The following is a 21470-nucleotide window of genomic DNA, read 5'->3' as shown; positions in this document are numbered from 1 at the left end:
CTCTATGTTGGCTTCTGTGTTATTATACAGTTGCTCAAGCAAAGAAAAAGAAGTCTCATTGAATTCAGAAGAACTGTTGTCTTTAGATGTATCTACATTGGACGACAAGGAGTATGATGTCAACCTGTCAGAACTTATGGAATCGGTGGAGATTATACAGTTGGACAACTCTACAGAGGAGGCGTTTACAAAGATATGGAAGGTCGTAATAAGTGAAAACTATATAATGACCCTCATGGCAAACACTCCTGTAAAACTGTTTGACAGGTCTAATGGCAAGTTCATAGGGAATATCGGAAAGATAGGGCAAGGACCGGGAGAATATAATCTGATAAGCGAAGGAACAATAGATGAGGAAAAGAACAGAATATACCTTACAGAGGCTTTCAAGAATCATGCCTATGCCTATGATATGGAGGGAAACTTCATAAAGGACGAAACTTTATACTTTCCTGAGAGAATCATGTGGAACGAAGTATACATAAACAATGACAATATACTTGTATTCATGCTTCCTTTTCTTGCTCATAAGACGAACCCCCGATATAAAAAGGCTGACAAGAACGTATGCTGGACTCAAGACAGGAAGGGAAACATAATACAAAGTATACCGGCAGGAAAGTATGCAATGAATTTATCACCTTGCAGTCAAATATATACGTCACATCTATATAAGGATTCTCCTGTATACAGTTTCTCCATACGTGATGTTAATATGACGCGTGCCGACACGATATACCACTACAACATTAGGGAGAACACAATGTATCCTGTCTATACCACAAATATGCCATACAATAAACTATGTCTTGTGAGTAGTGCTGAATCACCATCACACTACTACACCACTCAAACAAAATACAAGGACGGGACAGAGGTCAACCCATGGTTCATAGAGCACTACAGAATGCTCCAGGTTGACAAGAAGACGAAAAAGGCACGTTATGTCCGTATAAAGAACGATATGTTAGGCGGGATTGACGTACCGGTCATATCTTTTCTTCTGCACATGAAGGACGACACTCTTTGGCTACACTACTATGACCTACCAGACCTGAAAGATCAGCTAGAAGAGGCACTGGAAACAAACAAGGATATGTCTGATGAAGTGAGGAAGCGTATTACCGGAATGAAGAACAGATTGAATGAGAATGACAACGATATATTGGTCATATGTAAATTCAAGAAGGAAATATAAAGGACCTAAGTTGACAAGGGTTTATGTATAAGAATTAACAGTTTAAGTTATGAAAAAACGAGTCAAACACATTTTTATCTTCTCTATGTTGGCTTCTGTGTTATTATACAGTTGCTCAATCAAAGAAAAAGAAGTCACATTGGATTCAGAAGAACTGTTGTCTTTCGATGTATCTACATTGGATGACAGGGAGTATGACGTCAACCTGTCAGAACTTATAGAATCAGTGGAGATTATACAGTTGGACGACGTTTGGTAGAATTGAAAATCAGCGAAGCTAAATCATCTGCCATACAAAATAATTATATAACTTTGCTCTCGGTGATCATAGCTATTATTGTTTGTAAATCTTTGTAATTCAGCACCAAAAAAACATAACAATTTTCACTAATCACCCAATTTACAAGTACTTATAATTCATCGAACTCACGTTAAATACTTTAAAATACATTATTTATGATATACCTACTTCAAGTCAATTTGGGCATAATCCTGTTTTACGCACTGTACAAACTGATATGCACACGCGATACTCTCTTCAATTCAAGAAGGTTGATACTTATGCTGGCACTTATTCTTCCGTTCATCATACCGCTGATTGATATCCGTGAATGGATGGAGACACGCGACAGCCTGGTAATGCTGACAAATTTTGATTATTCCACCACTATTCCTGAAATAGTAGTCGGAACGGCTGGAACTGAACCGGGAAACCAGGTATTTGTAATTTCCGAATGGATAAAAAATATATACATTGCCGGTATATTGGCATTATCCATAAGACTGATTGTTCAGGCCATAAGCCTATATATGATTATTCTCCGCACACCGGAAAAGACTGTGAACGGAATACGTATAAAATGCATGAAAGACAAGTCAGGACCATTTTCATTCTTCAATTGGATTTTTCTGAATCCTGACAATGTGAAAGAAGAGGAAATGAACGAAATTCTCACTCACGAAATGGCTCATGTCCGCCAGAAACATTCCATAGATGTAATTATCTCCGAACTGGTAAATATATGTTGCTGGATAAATCCATTCGCATGGCTTATGAAACGCGAAGTGAGACTAAATCTTGAATTTCTGGCAGACAGAAAGGTTATGGATGCCGGATTCGCCACAAAAAGCTATCAATATCACCTGCTTGGACTGACATACAGTCACAAGTACGGCTTATCGAATAATTTTAATTTTTCTCACCTTAAACAACGTATCATTATGATGAACAAGAAAAAAACAAACGGTGCGGGACATATCAAATATGCCCTGTTCGCCATTCCGGCCTTTGCTCTACTCCTTGCCGGAAACATTTCATGCTCTTCGGAAGCAACAAAAACTGATGATGTAAAAGAAAAGGCTGTAACAGAAAAGCCTGAAGTGGTAGAAACTCCTGCCGAAAAAGCGGAAACCAAAGACGAGGTATTCATGGTAGTGGAAAAGATGCCTGAATTCCCGGGAGGTATAAAGGAACTTATGAGCTTCCTTAGTAAAAACATCAAATACCCCGCATCAGCAATTGCAAAGAACGTACAGGGCAGAGTAATCGTTCAGTTCGTAGTTGAAAAGGATGGAACTCCTACAGAATTTAAAGTAATGCGTTCTGTAGATCCCGCCCTTGATGCAGAAGCCTTGAGGGTAATGCAAGAAATGCCCAAATGGAAACCGGGAATGCAAAGAGGTCAGGTTGTAAGAGTTAAATATACCGTCCCTGTAACATTCAGACTACAGTAAATCAATTTTCTGAATCCACTTTAAGATGTGATTAACGGCAGGAATCTTAAAGTGGATTCTTAATATAAGACTAATACAATGAGAACAACACTCTTTATACTATCATCCATAATATTAGGATTTACAACTGGCGGTTGTAACGGTAATAATCAGAAAGTTCATGAAGGAGAATTCCTTATTGAGGGATACATAGAAAATATCCCCGACAGCACTATTGTCACTCTATGCAAAGCAGAAGACAGAAGGTTCTCCGCTAAAATAGTATCTGACACAATAATCGGAGGAAAATTCATTCTCAGAGACACTCTGACTTCAAAAGAGCCTCAACAACTGGAATTGATGACAATATATAAGGAGTCCTTTTCTGTGAGAGTACTACCTTTATGGATAACTTCCGGAGCTGAAATTAAAATACAAGGTGAAGGGATGCTTTGTCCTTTCTGGGAAGTGGAAAGCAATGTACCAGAGCAGAAATACGAAAGTGAGTTCACCAAAACAGGAATGCCTGAAATGGTTGAAGCGCTCAATAATGAGATGATAGTATATGAATTGTTCCGAAAGGATATAAGCGACATCTCTATACGAAAGCAGATAGATTCCATAAGAAACAATCATGTATTTCCACTGGAGGACAAGGCACGTCTTCGCGAGCTGGAATACATGAAAACAGCACCGGTGACAAAAGTGTGGCTCGAAAAATACTATTATCAGGTATTGCATCTGTTTACAAATAAAAATCCTGAATATTCTCATAAAGATTTGGTATATTCCCTATACGGACGCCTGAGTGAGGAAGACAAGAATTCGCGTGTAGGACGAGAGATAGCAGCCTACATGAAAATGACTGAAACTGTAAAAACTGGTGAAAATATGGTGGACGGAATTTTGTACGATACGGAAGGGAACAAACGTAGTTTTTCCGAATTCAAAGGCAAATATATCCTGCTGGATTTCTGGAGTATAGGTTGCCAGCCTTGTATGGCCTCAATACCCGAAATGGAAGAAGTTGGCAGAATTTATAAAGAAAAACTAGAAACTGTAAGTATAGGCAGTAATACAGAGGACAGATGGAAGAAATTCATAAAGGAGAACAACATGACCGGGAACCAGTGGAATGAGCTTCGTTCTGTAAACGACGGACTTGCGGCAGCATACGGTGTAAAGGGCGTACCTCATTATGTACTGATATCTCCTGAATGTAAGGTAATAGACATCTGGACAGGGTATCGTAAAGGAATCATAAAGGAAAAGATTGAAAAATTCGTAAAATAATTCACCACAAATAACAAATTTCACTATTTATGAAAACACATATCTACATTTATATTTCCATATTATTCATGTTAATGTTTTCCGCCTGCGGAAAGAAAACTGACAGGGAATATCTTTCTGAAGTACTTGATAATATGAACGAGGTAAATTCCGTAAAATACCATTGTGTACTTAAATCTTGGGAGCCGGGTGACAAAGACCCTGTTTACAACGAACAGAGGGAAATATACGAGCATGTAAATCCTGAAGATACCGCCATAGGTTATTCATATTTAATTGCATCAGACAAGGAATTCAAGCATCCTCTATCAGTATATGACGGAACTGTTCAATCGTATATTGAAGAAAAAGAGAAAGAAATTGTAATAGATGACTTCACACGAAAAAGGCCTTTACCATTCAGAATCATTAAGCAAGAGGCTTTTTATCACATGAAAGCTATAATAGATTATGCGCTGAACACAAACGACAGCATTGTCCTCATACTGAAGGATGAGGAAAAAGATTTTCTTATGGAACTGACGATAAATATGCCGAATCAGGTAGAATTTTTCGGAAAAGCTCAATATATGCCGGAAAACCCTTACATATACGATCCTACATCTATTTACAAAGTATGGATTTCTAAAGAAAATGATATGCCATACCGCTATCGCAGGGAAATGCAACATAATATAGATGAAAAAATCTGTTCCGACTTTGTATTCAACCCCTCGGGAATGGGAAAAATAATAGCAGAAGATTACTATCCGGAAGGATATGAACGGTACATAAGAGGACAGAAAAAAGAGAAACCCGCCATTGACATGACAGGTAAGACTGCTCCGAAATGGACTCTGACTGATATTAACAACCGGAAAATCTCGCTTAAAGACATTAAATCGAAAATTATCCTTCTTCAGCTCACAGGAATAGGATGCGGTCCGTGTAAAGTTTCTATCCCTTTCCTGAACAGTCTTAGGGAGAGATACGACAATAATGAGCTTGAAATCATAGCTGTTGAGACATGGGTAAAGAGAAAATCATCGAGCGAGAACTATATCAGGAAGAATGATATAAAATACAAATTCCTCACTGCCGACAAGGAAAGTATAGAAAAACTTATTAATGACTATCAGGCCGGAAGTAGTGTTCCTCAATTTTATCTGATAGGTAAAGACAGAAAGATATTGAAGAAATTCCAAGGATACGCCGAAAAGATAAGTGACAAAGAGATAGAGGACGAGATTAAGAAAAATCTATAAATCATTCATCAAGCGAGCCGGTTAATTTAACAGGTGGCTTGGCTTCGTCATAATCATATAGTAATAGAGGTAACACTCACTCAATAAAAAGTCATATCAAAATGAAGAAAGAATTATATCTCATTTGGGCAGTTATCTTGATTGGAGCAGCACCATTAAAATCTAAAAGTATTGTAGATGAGCGCGTGTTAGAACCTGCCATTATAGAAATATTATATGAACGTCGAATGGTTACAGATACACTTCAAATAGATACTGACTATCGAATTGATTATTTAACATATTGTGCAGGAAAGAACATAAGTGTATTTTATGACGATAAGTATAAATCCTATGATTCTTTAATGGCAAAAAGTCCTGAATATGTCAAAACATATTTGAATGATATGTTAAATGGGGGCAAAATGCTTAAAGAAATTGGAGAAACAGAGAATGAAACTATTTTCATAAATTATCCGGCAGGAAAAGTAACCAATCATACCCGTCATTCTCTTTGCAATTGGATATATGAGGAAGAATGGAGAAAGCCGATATGGGAAATTACAGACAGTACAACAACTATTGGAGGATATGAATGTTTGCTCGCCACATCTAATTATTGTGGCAGACTCTGGTATGCTTGGTTTACACCTGAAATCCCCATGCCAGGAGGACCTTGGAAATTATCCGGCTTACCAGGATTAATACTAAAGGCTCATGATGTAAAGGGGCATTATCAATATTCTGCTGTACATATAAAATTGAATCCAGGTAAACAAATAGAATATTTTAATTATGTAAGTCGGATTAAAACAGACAGGAACACTTCATTAAAAAATAAGCGGAAATTTCTTCAAGAAAATGTTAAGAATTTGATTTTGTCATCTGGAGCTTATGGCATAAATTCCAATATAAAATTTGATAAGGTGGACAAATCAAAGCCATTACCCCATAAAAACTACGATTTTGAAGAAACAGACTACCCACATGACTAGTATTATGAAGCGAATAAAACTAATAATAAGTATGCTATTTATTACAATTTGCTCCTATGCTCAATGGAATGTGACAGGGAATGTAGAAGAGAAGAATTCCGGCAAAATACTTGCCGGGGCAAATGTAATGGTTAAAGATATGAATGGCAAGCTTTTAAAGTTTACAATAACAGGCAATGATGGAACATTCAAAATAAAAATGCCTGTTACTGCGGAAGAAAAGCTGTATATTCATGTATCCATGATGGGTATGAAAACTTATTCGGCTCCACTTCTACAAAGCACAAAACATCTTTATATCCAAATGGAAGAAGATACTCAAGAGTTGAAGGAAGTGGTAGTAAAAGCAGACCGAATACGTGAAAGTGGTGATACTGTTATTTATTTAGTATCAAGCTTTGCACAAAAACAAGACCATACCATTGGAGATGTATTACAACGTATGCCAGGTATAGATGTTGCCGTTGACGGGAAGATTCAATATCAGGGAATGGATATTAATAAGTTTTATATTGAAGGTAGTGATTTGTTAGGCGGGAAATATGGTATTGCTACTAATGGCATTTCACATGATGATATTGCTTCAGTAGAGGTCATGGAGAACCATCAACCTATGCAGGTATTACAAAACATTGCCTTTTCAGATAAAGCAGCCATAAATCTGAAATTAAAAAATAAGTCTAAGGCAGCATGGATATTGAATGGTTATTTAGGCGGAGGATGGGGAAACTCACCCAAAGGAGGGTTATGGAATGGAGAATTGTTCTTGATGACAGTAATGCCCAATTATCAAACCATCACCACCTTTAAAAGTAACAATACTGGAACAGATTTGCGAAATCAGGTAACTGATTTCTTTGCAAATAAGCGTTCTACTGAGCTGGGCGATTATTTTTCTATTCAGCTGCCAGTAGCTCCAAGCTTAAAAGCTGCACGAACTAATTTTAATCAATCGTGGATGTTCTCCTCCAGCAACTTGTGGAATTTAAAATCCAGTATAATTAAAGCACAAATAGATTATTATAACCATCGGGCTACAGGACTTTCTTCCACAGTATCAACTTACTTTCTAAGTAATGGTGACAAGGTAATTTCAGAGGACCGTAGTGGTGTAGAACACAACAACCGATTAACAGGAAACTTTTCTATAGAAAGAAATGAAAAAAAACACTATCTGAATAATACCCTTAAAACTGAATTGAACTGGGAAAATACTGAAACAGCAATGACAGGCACACTCCCCAATTTTCAGAATGCCCATACACCTGATTTTTATATTTCTAATGATTTGAAACTCATCAAACGTATCAGAGATAAGCATTTGCTTACACTGACTTCAGTTAATGAATGGGAAAAAAAGCCACAACGCATTGTAGTAGACTATTCAAACTCAGATGAAGCTAAATTTTCTCAGTATGTATCTAATCAAGCATTTTATACCAACGAGAAAGCATCATACGGATTATATCTCAAAGGATTATTACTTTCATTGGAGGGAGGATTTAGCGGATACATCAGGGATATGAAAAGTTTATTGAAAGAAGACGCCAATCATGAGGAACAGGTTAAGATAGAAAATTCTGTTACAACCAATTATATTTCAATATATGCATCTCCTAAAATAGAATACACTTTTAGAAAAATGGAATTTAGTTTGCAATATCCGTTCAATTATACCTATTATCAATTTAACGGAAAAATAGCTAACCGGTCAGAATACTTTCATTCTCCTTCACTGGATATTCGTTGGCTTCCTAATCCCCGTTTTTCCATATCACTAAGCGGGAGGCTTGGACGCTCTCCTATGAATTTGAGAGATATTCAAAAAGAAGCGATTCTATCGGACTATCGTACTTTTATTCAAGGTGTTGAGGATTTTTATGTAAACTCAGATAAACGTATTTCAACTAGAATCCGATACAAAAATATATTAAAGGGTATATTCTTTAATGTGTTTGCAATAAAATCCTGGTCAAACCGTCCTTATAAGGTATCAGAGTATTTTGTAGATAATTACATTGTCAGTTCTTATGAGGAAACACCATCACACTCTCAAAACTTAAATATATTAGGTAATGTCACAAAAACATTGAATTTTCTGAATGGTTCCATAGGAGTAAACGGAGGGTATCTTAAAATAAATAAAGATTTGATTTCAGAAGGAGTTCCAACTGCCTATCACAATACTACATGGAATATAGGATCCCGATTAACTGGTACGGCGAGCAATTGGATATATTGGTCTTATGATTTTAAGTTTAATCGTTCAACTCTTAATATTAGTAGTGATAAAGTATCTCAATTTGACCGTTATATTCATTACCTTAATATAACACTCACTCCGATTGACGCATTAATATGGCAAGTGGGCTGTGAAATTTATCGTGATGAAATTTCTAAATCCAATTATAAAAATATTTTTTTTGGAGATACTAAGTTAACATGGAAGATTAATAAAAAAATTGAATTATCAGCTTCTCTTACTAATATTTTGAATTGCAAGGAGTATTCTTACACTACTTATAATACAGTTTCTTCAATTCAGTCAACACGCTTTCTGCGTGGACGAGAATTTTTATTTACTATACATCTTAAAAATTAACAATGTGTAAAATTAATATGAAATCAGTAATAGCAGGCATTATATATCTGATAGTTTGTAGTGCCATTCTGGGATTCAGTTCTTGCAGTAAAAAGCAGGAAAACAGAACATATATTGTTGAAGGAACCTTTAATGATTCTAAATTAAACGGTAAGACTATCTACATAATGCGATACGATGACCAAAAATACATTGATACAACTGTGATAAAAGGCAACAGGTTTGTATTCAAGGGTACAGTAGATACGGTTTCATACTGTAGGATTGATTTTTCACACGACAAATTCTCCAGTTTTATTCTTGAACCTGGCAATATAAAAATCAATCCCAATGGAATGAACGAGGACGTTTACGGAACACCCATGAATTTAAAAATGAATATCATTTCACATACAGAAGACAGTATATATACAATACTCAAGCAAAAGATGAAGGAATATGGCATAGCCTTTCCGGAGGACGCATACAAATATGAGGAATACGTAAAATACATAAATGAAGTCCATAACAAGGTTATTACTGCAAAATGCAGGGAATTCATAAAGAATCATACAAACGATGCGGTAGGTTATTATCTGATGTACAGAAGATTCATACACGATCTTCCTGTAGACGACAAAGTAGAGATACTGCACAGCCTTGGACCTTGGCTGAAATCTACAATAGCAGTCAGAGATATAACCGAAATGGCTGAAAATGAAAAGAATTCTCAGGTGGGAATGCCTTTCGTCGATATAAAAGGTGTTGATGATAAAGGCAACCCCGTGTCTATTTCAGACTATCTGGGAAAAGGTAACTATGTACTTATTGATTTATGGGCAAGCTGGTGTATGCCTTGCAAAATGGAGATTCCCAATATTGCTGAAGTCCATAATCTTTATAAAGATAAAGGACTTACCGTACTTGGTATCTTTACATGGGACAAGCCTGAAAATCTTTCCAAATCCCTGAAAGAGGAAAACATAAAATGGAACCAGATTATTGATACTGAAAGAACTGCAATGAAGAAATATGGAGTACGAGGAATTCCGTTCATCTTTCTGCTATCGCCGGACGGTAAAATCCTGGAACGTAATCTGAGAGGAGAAAACATCAGATATTCTGTTGAAAAATATCTTAACTGATTAAATAAACTAAAAGAAACGATATGAAAACTATATATCTATTTTGTTTGTCATGCACCTTTACGCTTGGAGTGCTGGCTCAAAACAAGGACAGCATAAGAATTGCCATTGATAATTACGAATACGAAAAGGTTCTTGAGCTTACTTCGTGTACCGACTCGCTTGACGAGGAATGTACAGAATTCAGGCTACAGGCCTGTAAGGAACTCAACAAATGGCAAACCGCACTTCCGCTACTCCAGAAGAGGCTTGAGCAGGACAGTACTTCACTAAAATCATGGGCAGAAGTAGCGGAGTGCTACAGAAGGATTGGAGATGTAAGGAAAAGCTCTGAAGCATACGCTCATGCCGTGAGACTCAGCCCCGACAAATCTTTCTTCAGACAGAAACACATCAATGCCCTGATTGCTCTTGACGACCTGGAAAATGCGAGGAAAGCGTGTCATGACTGGATAGACCGTGATTCCACTTCTGCCACGGCTTACCGCCTGCTAGGAGAAACATACGAAAACGAAGATCCTCTATCCGCCTTTGCCGGATATAATGCCGCATTTCGCCGTGATTCGCTGGACCCTCAGATTATATCCAGAATAGCCAATATGGTAAACAACAATGGGCAGTATTCATACGCAATGCTCATTACAGAAGAATACCGACGACATGACTCACTCAACATAGACGTGAACCGTCAAAATGCAAAAGCTTTCTGCATGATGAAAATGTACCCCAAAGCGATAGAAAGATACGAAAGCCTGAAAAGAATGGGCGACAATTCTTATCTGACACTGTTCTATCTCGGTATGTCATACTACGGCAACTATGACTTTTATTCCGCTTACGACAATCTGAAAAAGGCTATAAGCATAATGCAACCGTCAGGACCAAACACAGGTGCCTTATATTATTTCGCCAAATCTGCTGCCCGTACTTCATGGAAAGGAGAAGGTGTAGAAGCCATGAATACTGCCATATCGCTGACCATGCCAACAGACAGTGTTATGATCCGACTCTACAAAGGGCTGGCAGAATGCTGTGAGCTGAACCTTGACACCAAAGGTGAAATAGCCGCTTTATTAAAGCAATACGAATACTCCAAGGAAAATGTGTTGTTCTATACCATCGGATGCAGATATTATTACAGAAATGACTATGAGAATGCTTTAAAATATTTCAACAAATATATGGAAAATGTTCCTGAAGACAAGCGTTATAAATATGACGAGAATGGAGAAATAGACAACAACGGAAGAACTTACTATCAAGACGCAGAAATAAAAATCAAGAATATAAAGGAACATAAATTCTTTAAAGGAAAGTAACTACATGAAAGAATAAACAATTCGTTTTTTCAAAAAATATCTGAAAAAGTTTTGTATTTACATAAAAACATTATCTATAATAGTATTTTCTATTTTAACACCGTTATTTTAGTTTATATACTATAGTAGTGACAGACTTAGGATTTAATTTTATAACACTTAAATTATCACATGACATGTCTTTACATGATAAATCATTATTTTCATCAGTAATATAATATTTACATTCATTTATACTTTGCATTATATCAGAAGAAACGTTCAATTGACGTTGTTCATTATCCATATTTATAAACACAGATACTAATTCATGCATATCAGGAGAAATATATGAAGTTCCCATTATTTCATCTAAGTCATCACATCCATACATAGCAACACGAACATATCCTGGCCTAATAAATCTACTGAAATTTCCTAAGGCCCATAAAGTTTTCACAGGTGAAACATAACCTCCGTCAACTATAGAATTAACATCATTTTTAGGTGTATGAAGTCTTAACAAATTGAATCTATTTTTGAATCCCCAAAGCTCAATATCCATACTGGTCCAAAATGACCAAGAGGAGACATTGGCATATACTAAATCTGCATACATTATTTTAGACATGAATAACGCAATATCCATATATGTAGCCTTATTATAGTTTTCTGGGAAACCTTCCAATGGTGGCTTATTTAGCATACTCCATTCTGACTGAATCAACTTTAAACCATATTTTTTTGCTTCGTTATAAACCTTTTGACGAACATCTTTAATTTGTTTATGATTACCGTCTGTCCAATAACTATGCCCGCAAATTTCTTTCTGCAATGTTTTAATATCTCCTATATAATTAGAACTATTTTTATCAAAAAATTCATATATCTGATTAGATGCCCTATTTCTTTGTTCATATAAATTATCCCACGCCCCAGCCTCTGTTATAAGAATCTTACAACTAAGTTTTTTATTTAATATTGATCTATCCAAAGATTCAACAATTCTCTTAATTTCTTTATTCTGCCATGGACAACCTTCTTGATAAGCGGTAGACCAATCCCACTGTGGCTCATTTGCGGGACTAATATAATCAAACCGTATATTATGTTTCTTCTCAAGTCCATTTACCACATTTACAAGAAAATCAGCAAACTCATCATATTTATCATGTTGCAAATTAGAATTTCCATCTTTAGGTGCATACCCCTTTCCGTTTCTCGTCATATAAACAGGCGGAGTATTGGAAAAAGCTACAAAAGAATTACATCCATACTCTGCTGCTTTTGAAAGGAACCACTGCTGACCAATCTGTTTGTCCCAATTATAATGTCCTTCCTCATCAAGAAAACACTCTGCTCTACGAGTAATATCTGTATTCAAATTACTTGAATCCCCCTGCTCTATTGTACCTCCCCCAATATTAAAACGCCATATAGATAGTCCTATCCCTTTTGGATTACCACATTCATTAAAATCTTTACTAAACAAATACTCTGCAGCCTTTTCCTTTTCCTTCAGACTCCAATATTTACCAACATAGTGTACAGTCCAACAATCAGATGCTCCAAATCCATCAATAATTTGATATTTCTCAGAAGTATCAATGATTATATTGTGTGCATCCAAAGAAATAAAAGAAAAGATAATACCAATAAATAAAAAAAATGACTTCATTCTTATATTATTTTTATAATCTGATACACGTTAATTAAATATCAACTAGTCTTGCACATGAATAAGGTAATCTTACATAAATTATCACAAGGAGATTGAATTTATTCAGGAGTCTTTCAAATATCGCATTTGCATATAGGTTGTACATACAAAGACTTTATTTATATAAAACCTCTTACGTACAACCAATATGAAATACTATTACAAATTTTTTCTTCCTAATATATTGGAAACATTATACCTTCTTGATATAATCTACAATCCACTGACCAACTTCCTTAGTACCATATTTGGCACCGCCTTCTATCTGAATTTCAGGAGTACGTACATTTGCATCGAGCGAAGCATCAACGGCACGACGGATCAACGCACCTTCTTCCTTGCAGTCGAAATATTCGAACAGCATTGCAACAGACAATATCTGTGCCAACGGATTGGCGATGTTCAGCCCTTTAGCCTGTGGCCATGAACCATGAATAGGCTCGAATACCGGTGTGCTTTCTCCTGTAGAAGCAGATGGAAGAAGTCCCATAGAACCGCTGATTACAGAACCTTCGTCTGTAAGGATGTCACCAAATGTATTTTCCGTAACCATTACATCGAAGAACTTAGGTTCCTGAATCATCTTCATTGCTGCATTGTCCACATACATGTAGTCTGTAGTCACTTCAGGATACTGCGGAGCCATTTCCTGAGCAATCTGTCTCCACAAACGTGAAGAAGCAAGAACATTTGCCTTATCAACAACAGTAAGATGTTTGCGGCGCTTCATAGCATATTCGAAACCAACTTTCAGGATTCTTTCGATTTCAGGACGTGTGTACATGTTTGTATCGTATGCCTTGTCGTTGTCCTGATATTTTTCTCCGAAATACATACCTCCTGTCAGCTCGCGGATACAAAGGAAATCTGCGCCGTCAACAAGTTCTGCCTTAAGAGGGGATTTGTGTACCAGGCATTTGAAAGTCTGCACAGGACGGATGTTTGCAAACAAACCGAGTTTCTTGCGCATAGCCAGAAGTCCCTGCTCCGGACGGACTTTTGCAGTTGGGTCATTATCAAATTTAGGATCGCCTACTGCAGAGAACAATACTGCATCGGCATTTTTACAAGTCTCGTAAGTAGCTTCCGGGAATGGATCGCCCACTTTATCTATTGCATCTGCACCACAGATGGCATATTCGTATGAAACTTTATGGCCGAATTTTTCACAAACGGCTGTCATTACATCTACTCCCTGTACGGAGATTTCCGGTCCTATTCCGTCGCCGGCTAATACTGCTATTTTAAAATCCATATCACTTTTTATTTTTTCTATTCTTGTTTATTATAAAAAATATAAACTTTTCAATGACTATATATAGAGAAGTCAATATCAAAGCTATAAAAACATTTACCAACAAATTACTATCCTGCCATTCAGGGCCGAGGACAAACCTTCGCAACAATACATTTACAACCAATATCAATACAAAGATTATAAAATAATGTTTTCTCATAATCATTGTTCTATAAGATTCAGCATCTTAATCGTTGCTTTGATTGCTGCTTCCGTCTGGTCAGCATCCAAACCGCGAGTACGGAATTCCTTATCTTCGTAATTCCAAGTTATCACAGTCTGTACAAACGCATCTGTACGTCCGCCAGGCGGAATTGTTACCGCATAATTCACGAGCATAGGGAACTTACGGTTCAGTGTTCCTTTATATATCTTGCGCAATGCACGCACAAAGGCATCGTACTGACCGTCACCGCTTGAGCTTTCCTGATATACCTTACCGTCTATCTCAATGCTCAACGTAGCCATAGGTTTCAATCCCTGGGCAAGAGTGACGAAATAACTCAAAAGCTTAACCTTCTTATCTACCGTGTCGTGTTTGAGCACATCGCTTATGATATATGGCAAATCATCCTGAGTAACGATTTCCTTACGGTCACCAAGTTCAATAATACGGTCTGTAACCTTACGCATTGATTCTTCATCCAGTTCAAGTCCCAGACTTTCAAGATTTTTCCGGATATTTGCCTTACCTGAGTTTTTACCCAAAGCATATTCCCTCACACGTCCGAAACGCTCAGGCTGAAGGTCATTGAAGTAAAGATTGTTCTTGCTGTCACCGTCGGCATGAACACCTGCCACCTGAGTAAACACATTCTGACCTACTATAGGCTTGTTGGCTGGGATGCTTATACCAGAATATGATTCAACTGTACGGCTTATCTCATTCAAGCGGCTCTCGTCAATATGTGTGATAGCCTGAAAATGATCTTTCAATATCGCCTGCACACTGGCAAGCGGAGCATTCCCTGCACGCTCGCCTAGACCATTAATTGTAGTATGAAGACCTTTCACACCACTCAAAACTGCAGCCAATACATTGCTGACAGCCAGGTCATAGTCATTATGCGCATGGAAATCGAAATGCAAATCAGGATAACGTTTTTTCATTTTGCGCATATACTCTATCACCTGAAGGGGATTCAGAATACCTAAAGTATCGGGCAGCATAAAACGCCTTATTCCTACATCAAGCAATCCGTCAACAAGTCCGAAAACATACTCCGGAGAGTCTTTCATACCGTTACTCCAATCTTCCAGATAAAGATTGACTTCCATATCGCAATCCAAAGCGTATGCCACAGTATGGCGAATATCTTCAAGATGTTCCTCAAGTGTTTTCTTCAGCTGATAACGGCAGTGTTTCTCCGAGCCCTTTGAAAGAAGGTTTATCACACGGCCTCCTGCATCATGTATCCAATCAACAGAGACAGTTCCGTCCACAAAGCCAAGTACCTCTACCTTGTATAGCATATTGTGGCGTGCTGCCCAATCGCATATCATCCTGACAGCATTCAGTTCTCCGTCGGACACACGTGCCGATGCCACCTCTATCCTGTCAACCTTCAGGTCTTCAAGCAGCATGCGGGCTATCATCAGTTTTTCGTGTGGTACAAACGATACTCCGCTGGTCTGTTCGCCGTCGCGGAGTGTTGTATCCATTATTTCTATTACAGGATGATCCATATTTATCAGTTCAATTATTATCTGTTACTTACAGCTTCTTCGTATGCTGCTATCTTGTCCCTGTTTTCTACAAGGAAGTCTATATCGTCCAGACCGTTCATCAGACAATGCTTTTTATAAGCATTAATCTCGAATTTCTCCGATTTGCCTGTAGCCTTGTTGGTGATAGTCTGTTCAGGAAGATTTACCTCTACCTCAGTCTTAGGGTCGGCATATATAGAATCGAAAAGTTCTTTCAAAAATTCTTCGCTTACCACTACCGGAAGAACGAAATTGTTCAGTTCGTTATTCTTGTGGATATCGGCAAAGAAACTTGACACTACCACTCTGAATCCATATCCGGCTATAGCCCATGCCGCATGCTCACGGCTTGAACCGCTTCCGAAATTCTTTCCTGCCACCAGTACCTGTCCGCTGTATTTAGGATCGTTAAGTACAAAGTCTTTATTCAACGAACCGTCCGGATTATATCTCCAGTCGCGGAAAAGATTGTCACCGAAAAACTTCTCATCACGTGTAGTAGCTTTGAGGAAACGTGCCGGGATTATCTGGTCTGTATCCACATTTTCCAAAGGCAAAGGGATACAAGTGCTTGTTATTATATTGAATTTCTGTTTCATTGTTATACTCAATTTTACTGATTACATAAGTGTTCTTGGATCTGTTATCACTCCTGTTACTGCTGCAGCTGCGGCTGTAAGCGGACTTGCAAGCAATGTTCTTGAACCAGGTCCCTGACGTCCTTCGAAGTTTCTGTTGCTTGTAGAAACCGAATATTTGCCTGCAGGAATCTTGTCGTCGTTCATTGCAAGACATGCAGAGCATCCCGGCTGACGGATTTCAAATCCGGCTTCTTCCAAAATCTTGTCGAGACCTTCTTCACGGATCTGTTCGTCCACCATCCATGAGCCCGGAACAAGCCATGCAGTAATGTTATCAGCTTTCTTGCGTCCTTTAACTATAGAAGCAAAGGCGCGGAAATCTTCTATACGTCCGTTTGTACATGCTCCAAGGAAAACGTAATCCACTTTCTTTCCTATAAGGTTTTCACCCGGAACAAATCCCATGTATTGCATAGATTTCTCGAAAGAACCTTTTTCCACTTCACTCATACCGTCTGTAGTTGGAATATTCGAAGTAATTGCCATACCCATACCAGGGTTTGTACCGTATGTAATCATCGGCTGAATGTCTGCTGCATCATAACGGACTTCTTTATCAAATACAGCGTCATCATCACTTTTCAAAGTCTTCCAGTAAGCAAGAGCCTTATCCCACTCTTCTCCTTTAGGTGCATATTCGCGTCCTTTGATGTATTCGAAAGTCACTTCGTCCGGAGCTATCATACCGCCACGTGCTCCCATCTCGATAGACAAATTACACAGCGTAAGACGTCCTTCCATAGTAAGACTGCGGATAGCTTCTCCGGCATATTCTACGAAATATCCTGTTGCACCACTTGTAGTCATCTTCGACATCATATAAAGGGCAACGTCTTTTGCAGTCACTCCTTTACCAAGTTTTCCGTCAATAGTGATACGCATTGTCTTTGGGCGTGACTGAAGGATACACTGTGAAGCCATAACCATTTCCACTTCGCTTGTTCCTATACCGAAAGCTACGGCTCCCATGGCACCGTGAGTAGAAGTATGCGAGTCGCCACATACTATAGTCATACCCGGAAGTGTCAATCCTCTCTCAGGACCAACCACATGAATGATACCGTTCTTCTTGTTCATCATTCCGAAATGTGTCAGACCAAAATCGGCAGCATTCTGTGCCAGGGCATCCACCTGTGCTTTTGATACCGGATCTTCTATCGGTTTGTCCTGGTCGTGAGTCGGAGTGTTGTGGTCCGGCATACAGTAAATTTTCTCAGGACGGAAACACTTCAAACCGCGTGCACGCATACCTGCGAAAGCCTGCGGACTTGTCACTTCGTGGCAATAAAGACGGTCTATATATAATTGGGTAGGTCCTTCTTCAACCTTCTGCACTACGTGTGCATCCCATATTTTGTCAAATAAAGTATTCATGTAAGTTTAAAATTGTGAGTTTATTGTTTTTTATATAAACAAAACCAATCACTATTAATTTTTAATTATTAATTAAGTTTCATTTTCTGAACTTGTTGATACAGTCGATATAAGCCTCCACAGATGCGGCAATGATGTCTGTATTGGCTCCGAAGCCATAATACATCTGACCATCATATTCTACCTGCATGTGTACTTTACCAACATCATCACTACCCTTGCTGATAGCCTGAATAGTAAATTCCTTAAGTGTCATCTGGCGCTTGATAATCTGCTTAACTGCTTTAATAGCAGCATCTACAGGACCATTACCGGTAGCAGCAGCTTCGAAATGCTCGCCGGAAATGTTAAGTCCGAGACTTGCAACAGAACGAACTCCTACACCACTTGTAACCTGCAGATATTCCAGTTTGATATGGTGGTTCACATTTCTGTCAGCACCGGCCAATACCATTATATCATCGTCAGAGATATCTTTCTTCTTGTCGGCAAGTTTCAGGAAATCCTCATAAACCTTGTCAAGTTTCTCCTGAGTCATATCCAATCCAAGAATATGAAGTCTGTGTTTCAAGGCAGCTCGTCCGCTGCGGGCTGTCAATACGATAGCATTATCATCAATACCCACATCCTTAGGATCGATAATCTCGTAAGTCTGAACATTCTTCAATACTCCATCCTGGTGTATTCCCGACGAATGTGCAAAGGCATTACGTCCTACAATGGCCTTGTTAGGCTGAACTGGCATATTCATCAGGCTTGAAACCATTCGGCTTGTAGGATAGATTTTCTGTGTATTTATATTTGTATCAATATCAACGTCATTGTGACAACGAAGAATCATGGCTACCTCTTCAAGAGATGTGTTTCCTGCTCTCTCACCTATACCATTGATAGTCACTTCAACTTGTCTGGCTCCGTTCAAAACACCGGAAATGGTATTTGCTGTAGCCATACCCAAGTCATTATGACAGTGAGTTGAAATTATAGCCTTGTCTATACCATTGACATGTTCCATCAAATATTTGATTTTTGCACCATATTCTTCAGGTAGGCAGTATCCGGTAGTATCAGGAATGTTCACAACTGTAGCTCCTGCTTTGATTACAGCTTCTACCACTCTGGCCAAGTATTCGTTCTCTGTTCGTCCGGCATCTTCGGCATAGAACTCTACATCCTCAACATATAGTTTTGCATATTTCACTGCTGCAACAGCACGTTCTATAATTTCTTCTCTTGTTGAATTGAACTTATACTTGATATGTGAATCTGATGTACCGATTCCTGTATGAATTCTTTTATGCTTTGCATATTTCAAAGCCTCTGCAGCTACATCAATATCTTTCTGAACCGCACGCGTAAGGGCACAGATAGTAGGCCATGTAACAGCCTTTGAAATCTCAATGACAGAATTGAAATCGCCCGGACTTGATACCGGAAAACCTGCTTCAATAATGTCAACTCCAAGTGCTTCCAACTGGCGGGCAACCTGAATTTTCTCTACAGTATTAAGCTGACAACCAGGAACCTGCTCACCATCTCGAAGAGTTGTGTCAAAAATAAATAATCTCTCACTCATATTCTTTGCATTTTATATAGTTATCAAAAAAAAGCCTTTCGCACAGGGAAGTGAGAAAGGCTTGATATATCTTAATATTTTTACATCAGTATGCACGCGACTCACTTCCCACCAGTGTTCCCAGTAGAATAATAATACCGCATAGCAAAATATGTAAAAACATTGTATTCATATAATATTCTTTTTTTATTCAATGCAAAGGTATATATATTTTTGGAATAATGAAATAAAATGAAAGTTTTTCTCTGTAATTAACAACAATTTAATAGTTCTACTATATTATTACTATTATTATATCAATTCTTTTAATAGTCATTCTATTCTGAGTTCATGCATACATGCCTGAACTTCTGTTATGCTTCCCATGTGTTTTCCCATGTCATCCGACAATTTTATACATTCCCGCCAGCCTTGATTGGCATTCATCTTACATTTTGACAATTTCATTACAATATTCGAAGGCTGGTAGCCTGTGTCATTGGTAAGGTTCGTACCTATTCCGAACGAACATCTTATTTTACCCTGACAATACTTATACAATGCCAAAGCTTTTTCAAAATCAAGGGCATTGCTGAATATTATTGTTTTGGTAACAGGATCTATGCCCAATTCCTTATATCTGTCAATAAGTTTATCTACAAACTCAAGTTCATCCCCGGAATCACATCTTACACCATCAAACAGTTTTGCCTGCTTACGACTGAAGTTTGTCAGAAACGATTCGGAAGTATATGTGTCAGACAATGCTGTACCCAAATCACCATCATATACGTTTACCCAATTCTCCAAGGCCATGTAATTGGCATGCTTGTATCCAAACTGCGCTCCGTGAAACATGAACCATTCATGTGGATGTGTTCCCATAGGGCGCATATTATATTTCATGGCAAGATAGCAGTTTGATGTACCGGTACAGTATTTAGAATGTTTCTTCAGATAATCTACCACCCAATCATGTACTTCAAAAGAAAACCTTCTTCGTGTTCCAAATTCAGAAAATGGCATGGCATTCGAGTTGGACAACTCCACTTTAGTGGCTAATTTAGCAAGAACCTCTTCCTTCAAAGGTTTCTGATTGAAAAAAATATTCTTTATTTCAGAAACTATTGCAAGAATAGGAACTTCATAAAGAGTAACCTTATATAAATAGTTGGTAACTTCGATATGCAGATGACGCTCCTCATCAAGATAAACATCTATTATCTCAGGATTAAAGCGGAAAGAAGACAACCACTCCCAATATACTCTTGGCATAAATCTGCAATTGACAGACATATATTCAAGTTCATCAGATGTCAGTCCCACTCCTTTCAATCTGTTGAACTCTTCTTTAAGTGCATTCAGAAATTCATCCGAATACACAGTTTCGTCACGATCCTTAAAACTGAACGTTCCTACCGCATAAGGAAACAACTTTATATAAGCGTATGATGTAGTGAACTTATATAAGTCTGTATCTAAAATTGATTTTATTATCATAGATATAATTTTTTGTCAATGTGGTAAATTTACAATAAATTAATCGTAATGTAAAATTTATGTGCATTTTACTTTCACATCTTTCACAAGACATTGATATTTCACAAATACCAACAACCAGTATTTTTCACAGTATACACATACCAAAGTGTATATAAACGCGAAAATCCCCGAAGTATCTCTACCTCGGGGATCTCTCTTATAAAACGGCGACTACCTACTCTCCCACA

General features: G+C 37.8%; 16 protein-coding genes. 9 read left to right on the top strand and 7 right to left on the bottom strand.

Annotated features, from left to right (window positions below; all coding sequences use genetic code 11):
• From Q0486_RS00785 to Q0486_RS00745, 9 genes are all read left to right on the top strand, one after another.
• The coding region (locus Q0486_RS00785) for a 6-bladed beta-propeller (protein ID WP_299229334.1) at nt 1-1198 on the top strand (1198 nt) is incomplete at its 5' end.
• A gap of 49 nt (nt 1199-1247) precedes the next feature.
• Nucleotides 1248-1457: a hypothetical protein gene (locus tag Q0486_RS00780; protein ID WP_299229331.1), complete on the top strand. Its 210-nt coding sequence runs from the start codon at nt 1248-1250 to the stop codon at nt 1455-1457.
• A 197-nt stretch (nt 1458-1654) separates the two neighbouring features.
• Nucleotides 1655-2932, top strand: a complete 1278-nt coding sequence (locus tag Q0486_RS00775; protein ID WP_299229328.1) for a M56 family metallopeptidase — start codon at nt 1655-1657, stop codon at nt 2930-2932.
• A 78-nt stretch (nt 2933-3010) separates the two neighbouring features.
• Complete coding sequence (locus Q0486_RS00770; RefSeq protein ID WP_299229325.1) at nt 3011-4204, top strand: TlpA disulfide reductase family protein; 1194 nt, start codon at nt 3011-3013, stop codon at nt 4202-4204.
• 29 nt (nt 4205-4233) lie between these two features.
• A complete protein-coding gene (locus tag Q0486_RS00765; RefSeq protein WP_299229322.1) occupies nt 4234-5448 on the top strand; it encodes a TlpA disulfide reductase family protein in 1215 nt (404 codons plus the stop codon).
• A 101-nt stretch (nt 5449-5549) separates the two neighbouring features.
• Nucleotides 5550-6422, top strand: a complete 873-nt coding sequence (locus Q0486_RS00760) for a GLPGLI family protein (protein WP_299229319.1) — start codon at nt 5550-5552, stop codon at nt 6420-6422.
• 31 nt (nt 6423-6453) lie between these two features.
• Nucleotides 6454-9024 (top strand): carboxypeptidase-like regulatory domain-containing protein, encoded by a 2571-nt coding sequence (locus Q0486_RS00755; protein ID WP_299229317.1) that lies wholly within the window; start codon nt 6454-6456, stop codon nt 9022-9024.
• A 17-nt stretch (nt 9025-9041) separates the two neighbouring features.
• The gene (locus tag Q0486_RS00750) at nt 9042-10148 is read left to right on the top strand and encodes a TlpA disulfide reductase family protein (RefSeq protein WP_299229314.1); all 1107 of its coding nucleotides are present in this window, start codon (nt 9042-9044) and stop codon (nt 10146-10148) included.
• Between the two features lie 23 nt (nt 10149-10171).
• Nucleotides 10172-11467, top strand: a complete 1296-nt coding sequence (locus Q0486_RS00745) for a tetratricopeptide repeat protein (protein ID WP_299229310.1) — start codon at nt 10172-10174, stop codon at nt 11465-11467.
• A gap of 103 nt (nt 11468-11570) precedes the next feature.
• Here the strand turns inward: Q0486_RS00745 and Q0486_RS00740 are convergent, their stop codons facing one another.
• The 7 genes from Q0486_RS00740 to pncB all read right to left on the bottom strand — a co-directional run bounded on the left by Q0486_RS00740 (nt 11571) and on the right by pncB (nt 21240).
• Nucleotides 11571-13124, bottom strand: coding sequence for a glycoside hydrolase (locus Q0486_RS00740; protein WP_299229307.1), 1554 nt, complete (start codon nt 13122-13124; stop codon nt 11571-11573).
• 235 nt (nt 13125-13359) lie between these two features.
• Nucleotides 13360-14421: a 3-isopropylmalate dehydrogenase gene (gene leuB, locus Q0486_RS00735; RefSeq protein WP_299229304.1), complete on the bottom strand. Its 1062-nt coding sequence runs from the start codon at nt 14419-14421 to the stop codon at nt 13360-13362.
• A gap of 204 nt (nt 14422-14625) precedes the next feature.
• Entirely contained in the window at nt 14626-16149 is a 1524-nt protein-coding gene (locus Q0486_RS00730; RefSeq protein WP_299229301.1) for an alpha-isopropylmalate synthase regulatory domain-containing protein, read from the bottom strand.
• 17 nt (nt 16150-16166) lie between these two features.
• Nucleotides 16167-16769 carry a 3-isopropylmalate dehydratase small subunit gene (gene leuD / locus Q0486_RS00725; protein ID WP_154043981.1) on the bottom strand — a complete coding sequence of 201 codons (603 nt, stop codon included), beginning with the start codon at nt 16767-16769 and terminating at the stop codon, nt 16167-16169.
• A gap of 21 nt (nt 16770-16790) precedes the next feature.
• Entirely contained in the window at nt 16791-18185 is a 1395-nt protein-coding gene (gene leuC / locus Q0486_RS00720; RefSeq protein ID WP_299229297.1) for a 3-isopropylmalate dehydratase large subunit, read from the bottom strand.
• Between the two features lie 79 nt (nt 18186-18264).
• On the bottom strand, nt 18265-19761 hold the full coding sequence (locus Q0486_RS00715) for a 2-isopropylmalate synthase (RefSeq protein WP_299229294.1): 1497 nt from the start codon (nt 19759-19761) through the stop codon (nt 18265-18267).
• A gap of 312 nt (nt 19762-20073) precedes the next feature.
• A complete protein-coding gene (gene pncB / locus Q0486_RS00710) occupies nt 20074-21240 on the bottom strand; it encodes a nicotinate phosphoribosyltransferase (protein ID WP_299229291.1) in 1167 nt (388 codons plus the stop codon).
• Nucleotides 21241-21470 lie beyond the last annotated feature (230 nt).

Source organism: uncultured Bacteroides sp. (assembly GCF_937912035.1).
In the GTDB taxonomy this organism is placed as follows: domain Bacteria; phylum Bacteroidota; class Bacteroidia; order Bacteroidales; family Bacteroidaceae; genus Phocaeicola.
Note: the sequence above shows the minus strand (reverse complement) of the source record. Positions and strands in the feature narration are given on the sequence as shown.

What these genes read in the sequence shown, in the direction of transcription:
- Q0486_RS00780 (WP_299229331.1), top strand. Translation starts at nt 1,248, where the DNA reads ATGAAAAAACGAGTCAAACACATTTTTATCTTCTCTATGTTGGCTTCT.
- Q0486_RS00775 (WP_299229328.1), top strand. Translation starts at nt 1,655, where the DNA reads ATGATATACCTACTTCAAGTCAATTTGGGCATAATCCTGTTTTACGCA.
- Q0486_RS00770 (WP_299229325.1), top strand. Translation starts at nt 3,011, where the DNA reads ATGAGAACAACACTCTTTATACTATCATCCATAATATTAGGATTTACA.
- Q0486_RS00765 (WP_299229322.1), top strand. Translation starts at nt 4,234, where the DNA reads ATGAAAACACATATCTACATTTATATTTCCATATTATTCATGTTAATG.
- Q0486_RS00760 (WP_299229319.1), top strand. Translation starts at nt 5,550, where the DNA reads ATGAAGAAAGAATTATATCTCATTTGGGCAGTTATCTTGATTGGAGCA.
- Q0486_RS00755 (WP_299229317.1), top strand. Translation starts at nt 6,454, where the DNA reads ATGCTATTTATTACAATTTGCTCCTATGCTCAATGGAATGTGACAGGG.
- Q0486_RS00750 (WP_299229314.1), top strand. Translation starts at nt 9,042, where the DNA reads ATGAAATCAGTAATAGCAGGCATTATATATCTGATAGTTTGTAGTGCC.
- Q0486_RS00745 (WP_299229310.1), top strand. Translation starts at nt 10,172, where the DNA reads ATGAAAACTATATATCTATTTTGTTTGTCATGCACCTTTACGCTTGGA.
- Q0486_RS00740 (WP_299229307.1), bottom strand. Translation starts at nt 13,124, where the DNA reads ATGAAGTCATTTTTTTTATTTATTGGTATTATCTTTTCTTTTATTTCT.
- leuB (WP_299229304.1), bottom strand. Translation starts at nt 14,421, where the DNA reads ATGGATTTTAAAATAGCAGTATTAGCCGGCGACGGAATAGGACCGGAA.
- Q0486_RS00730 (WP_299229301.1), bottom strand. Translation starts at nt 16,149, where the DNA reads ATGGATCATCCTGTAATAGAAATAATGGATACAACACTCCGCGACGGC.
- leuD (WP_154043981.1), bottom strand. Translation starts at nt 16,769, where the DNA reads ATGAAACAGAAATTCAATATAATAACAAGCACTTGTATCCCTTTGCCT.
- leuC (WP_299229297.1), bottom strand. Translation starts at nt 18,185, where the DNA reads ATGAATACTTTATTTGACAAAATATGGGATGCACACGTAGTGCAGAAG.
- Q0486_RS00715 (WP_299229294.1), bottom strand. Translation starts at nt 19,761, where the DNA reads ATGAGTGAGAGATTATTTATTTTTGACACAACTCTTCGAGATGGTGAG.
- pncB (WP_299229291.1), bottom strand. Translation starts at nt 21,240, where the DNA reads ATGATAATAAAATCAATTTTAGATACAGACTTATATAAGTTCACTACA.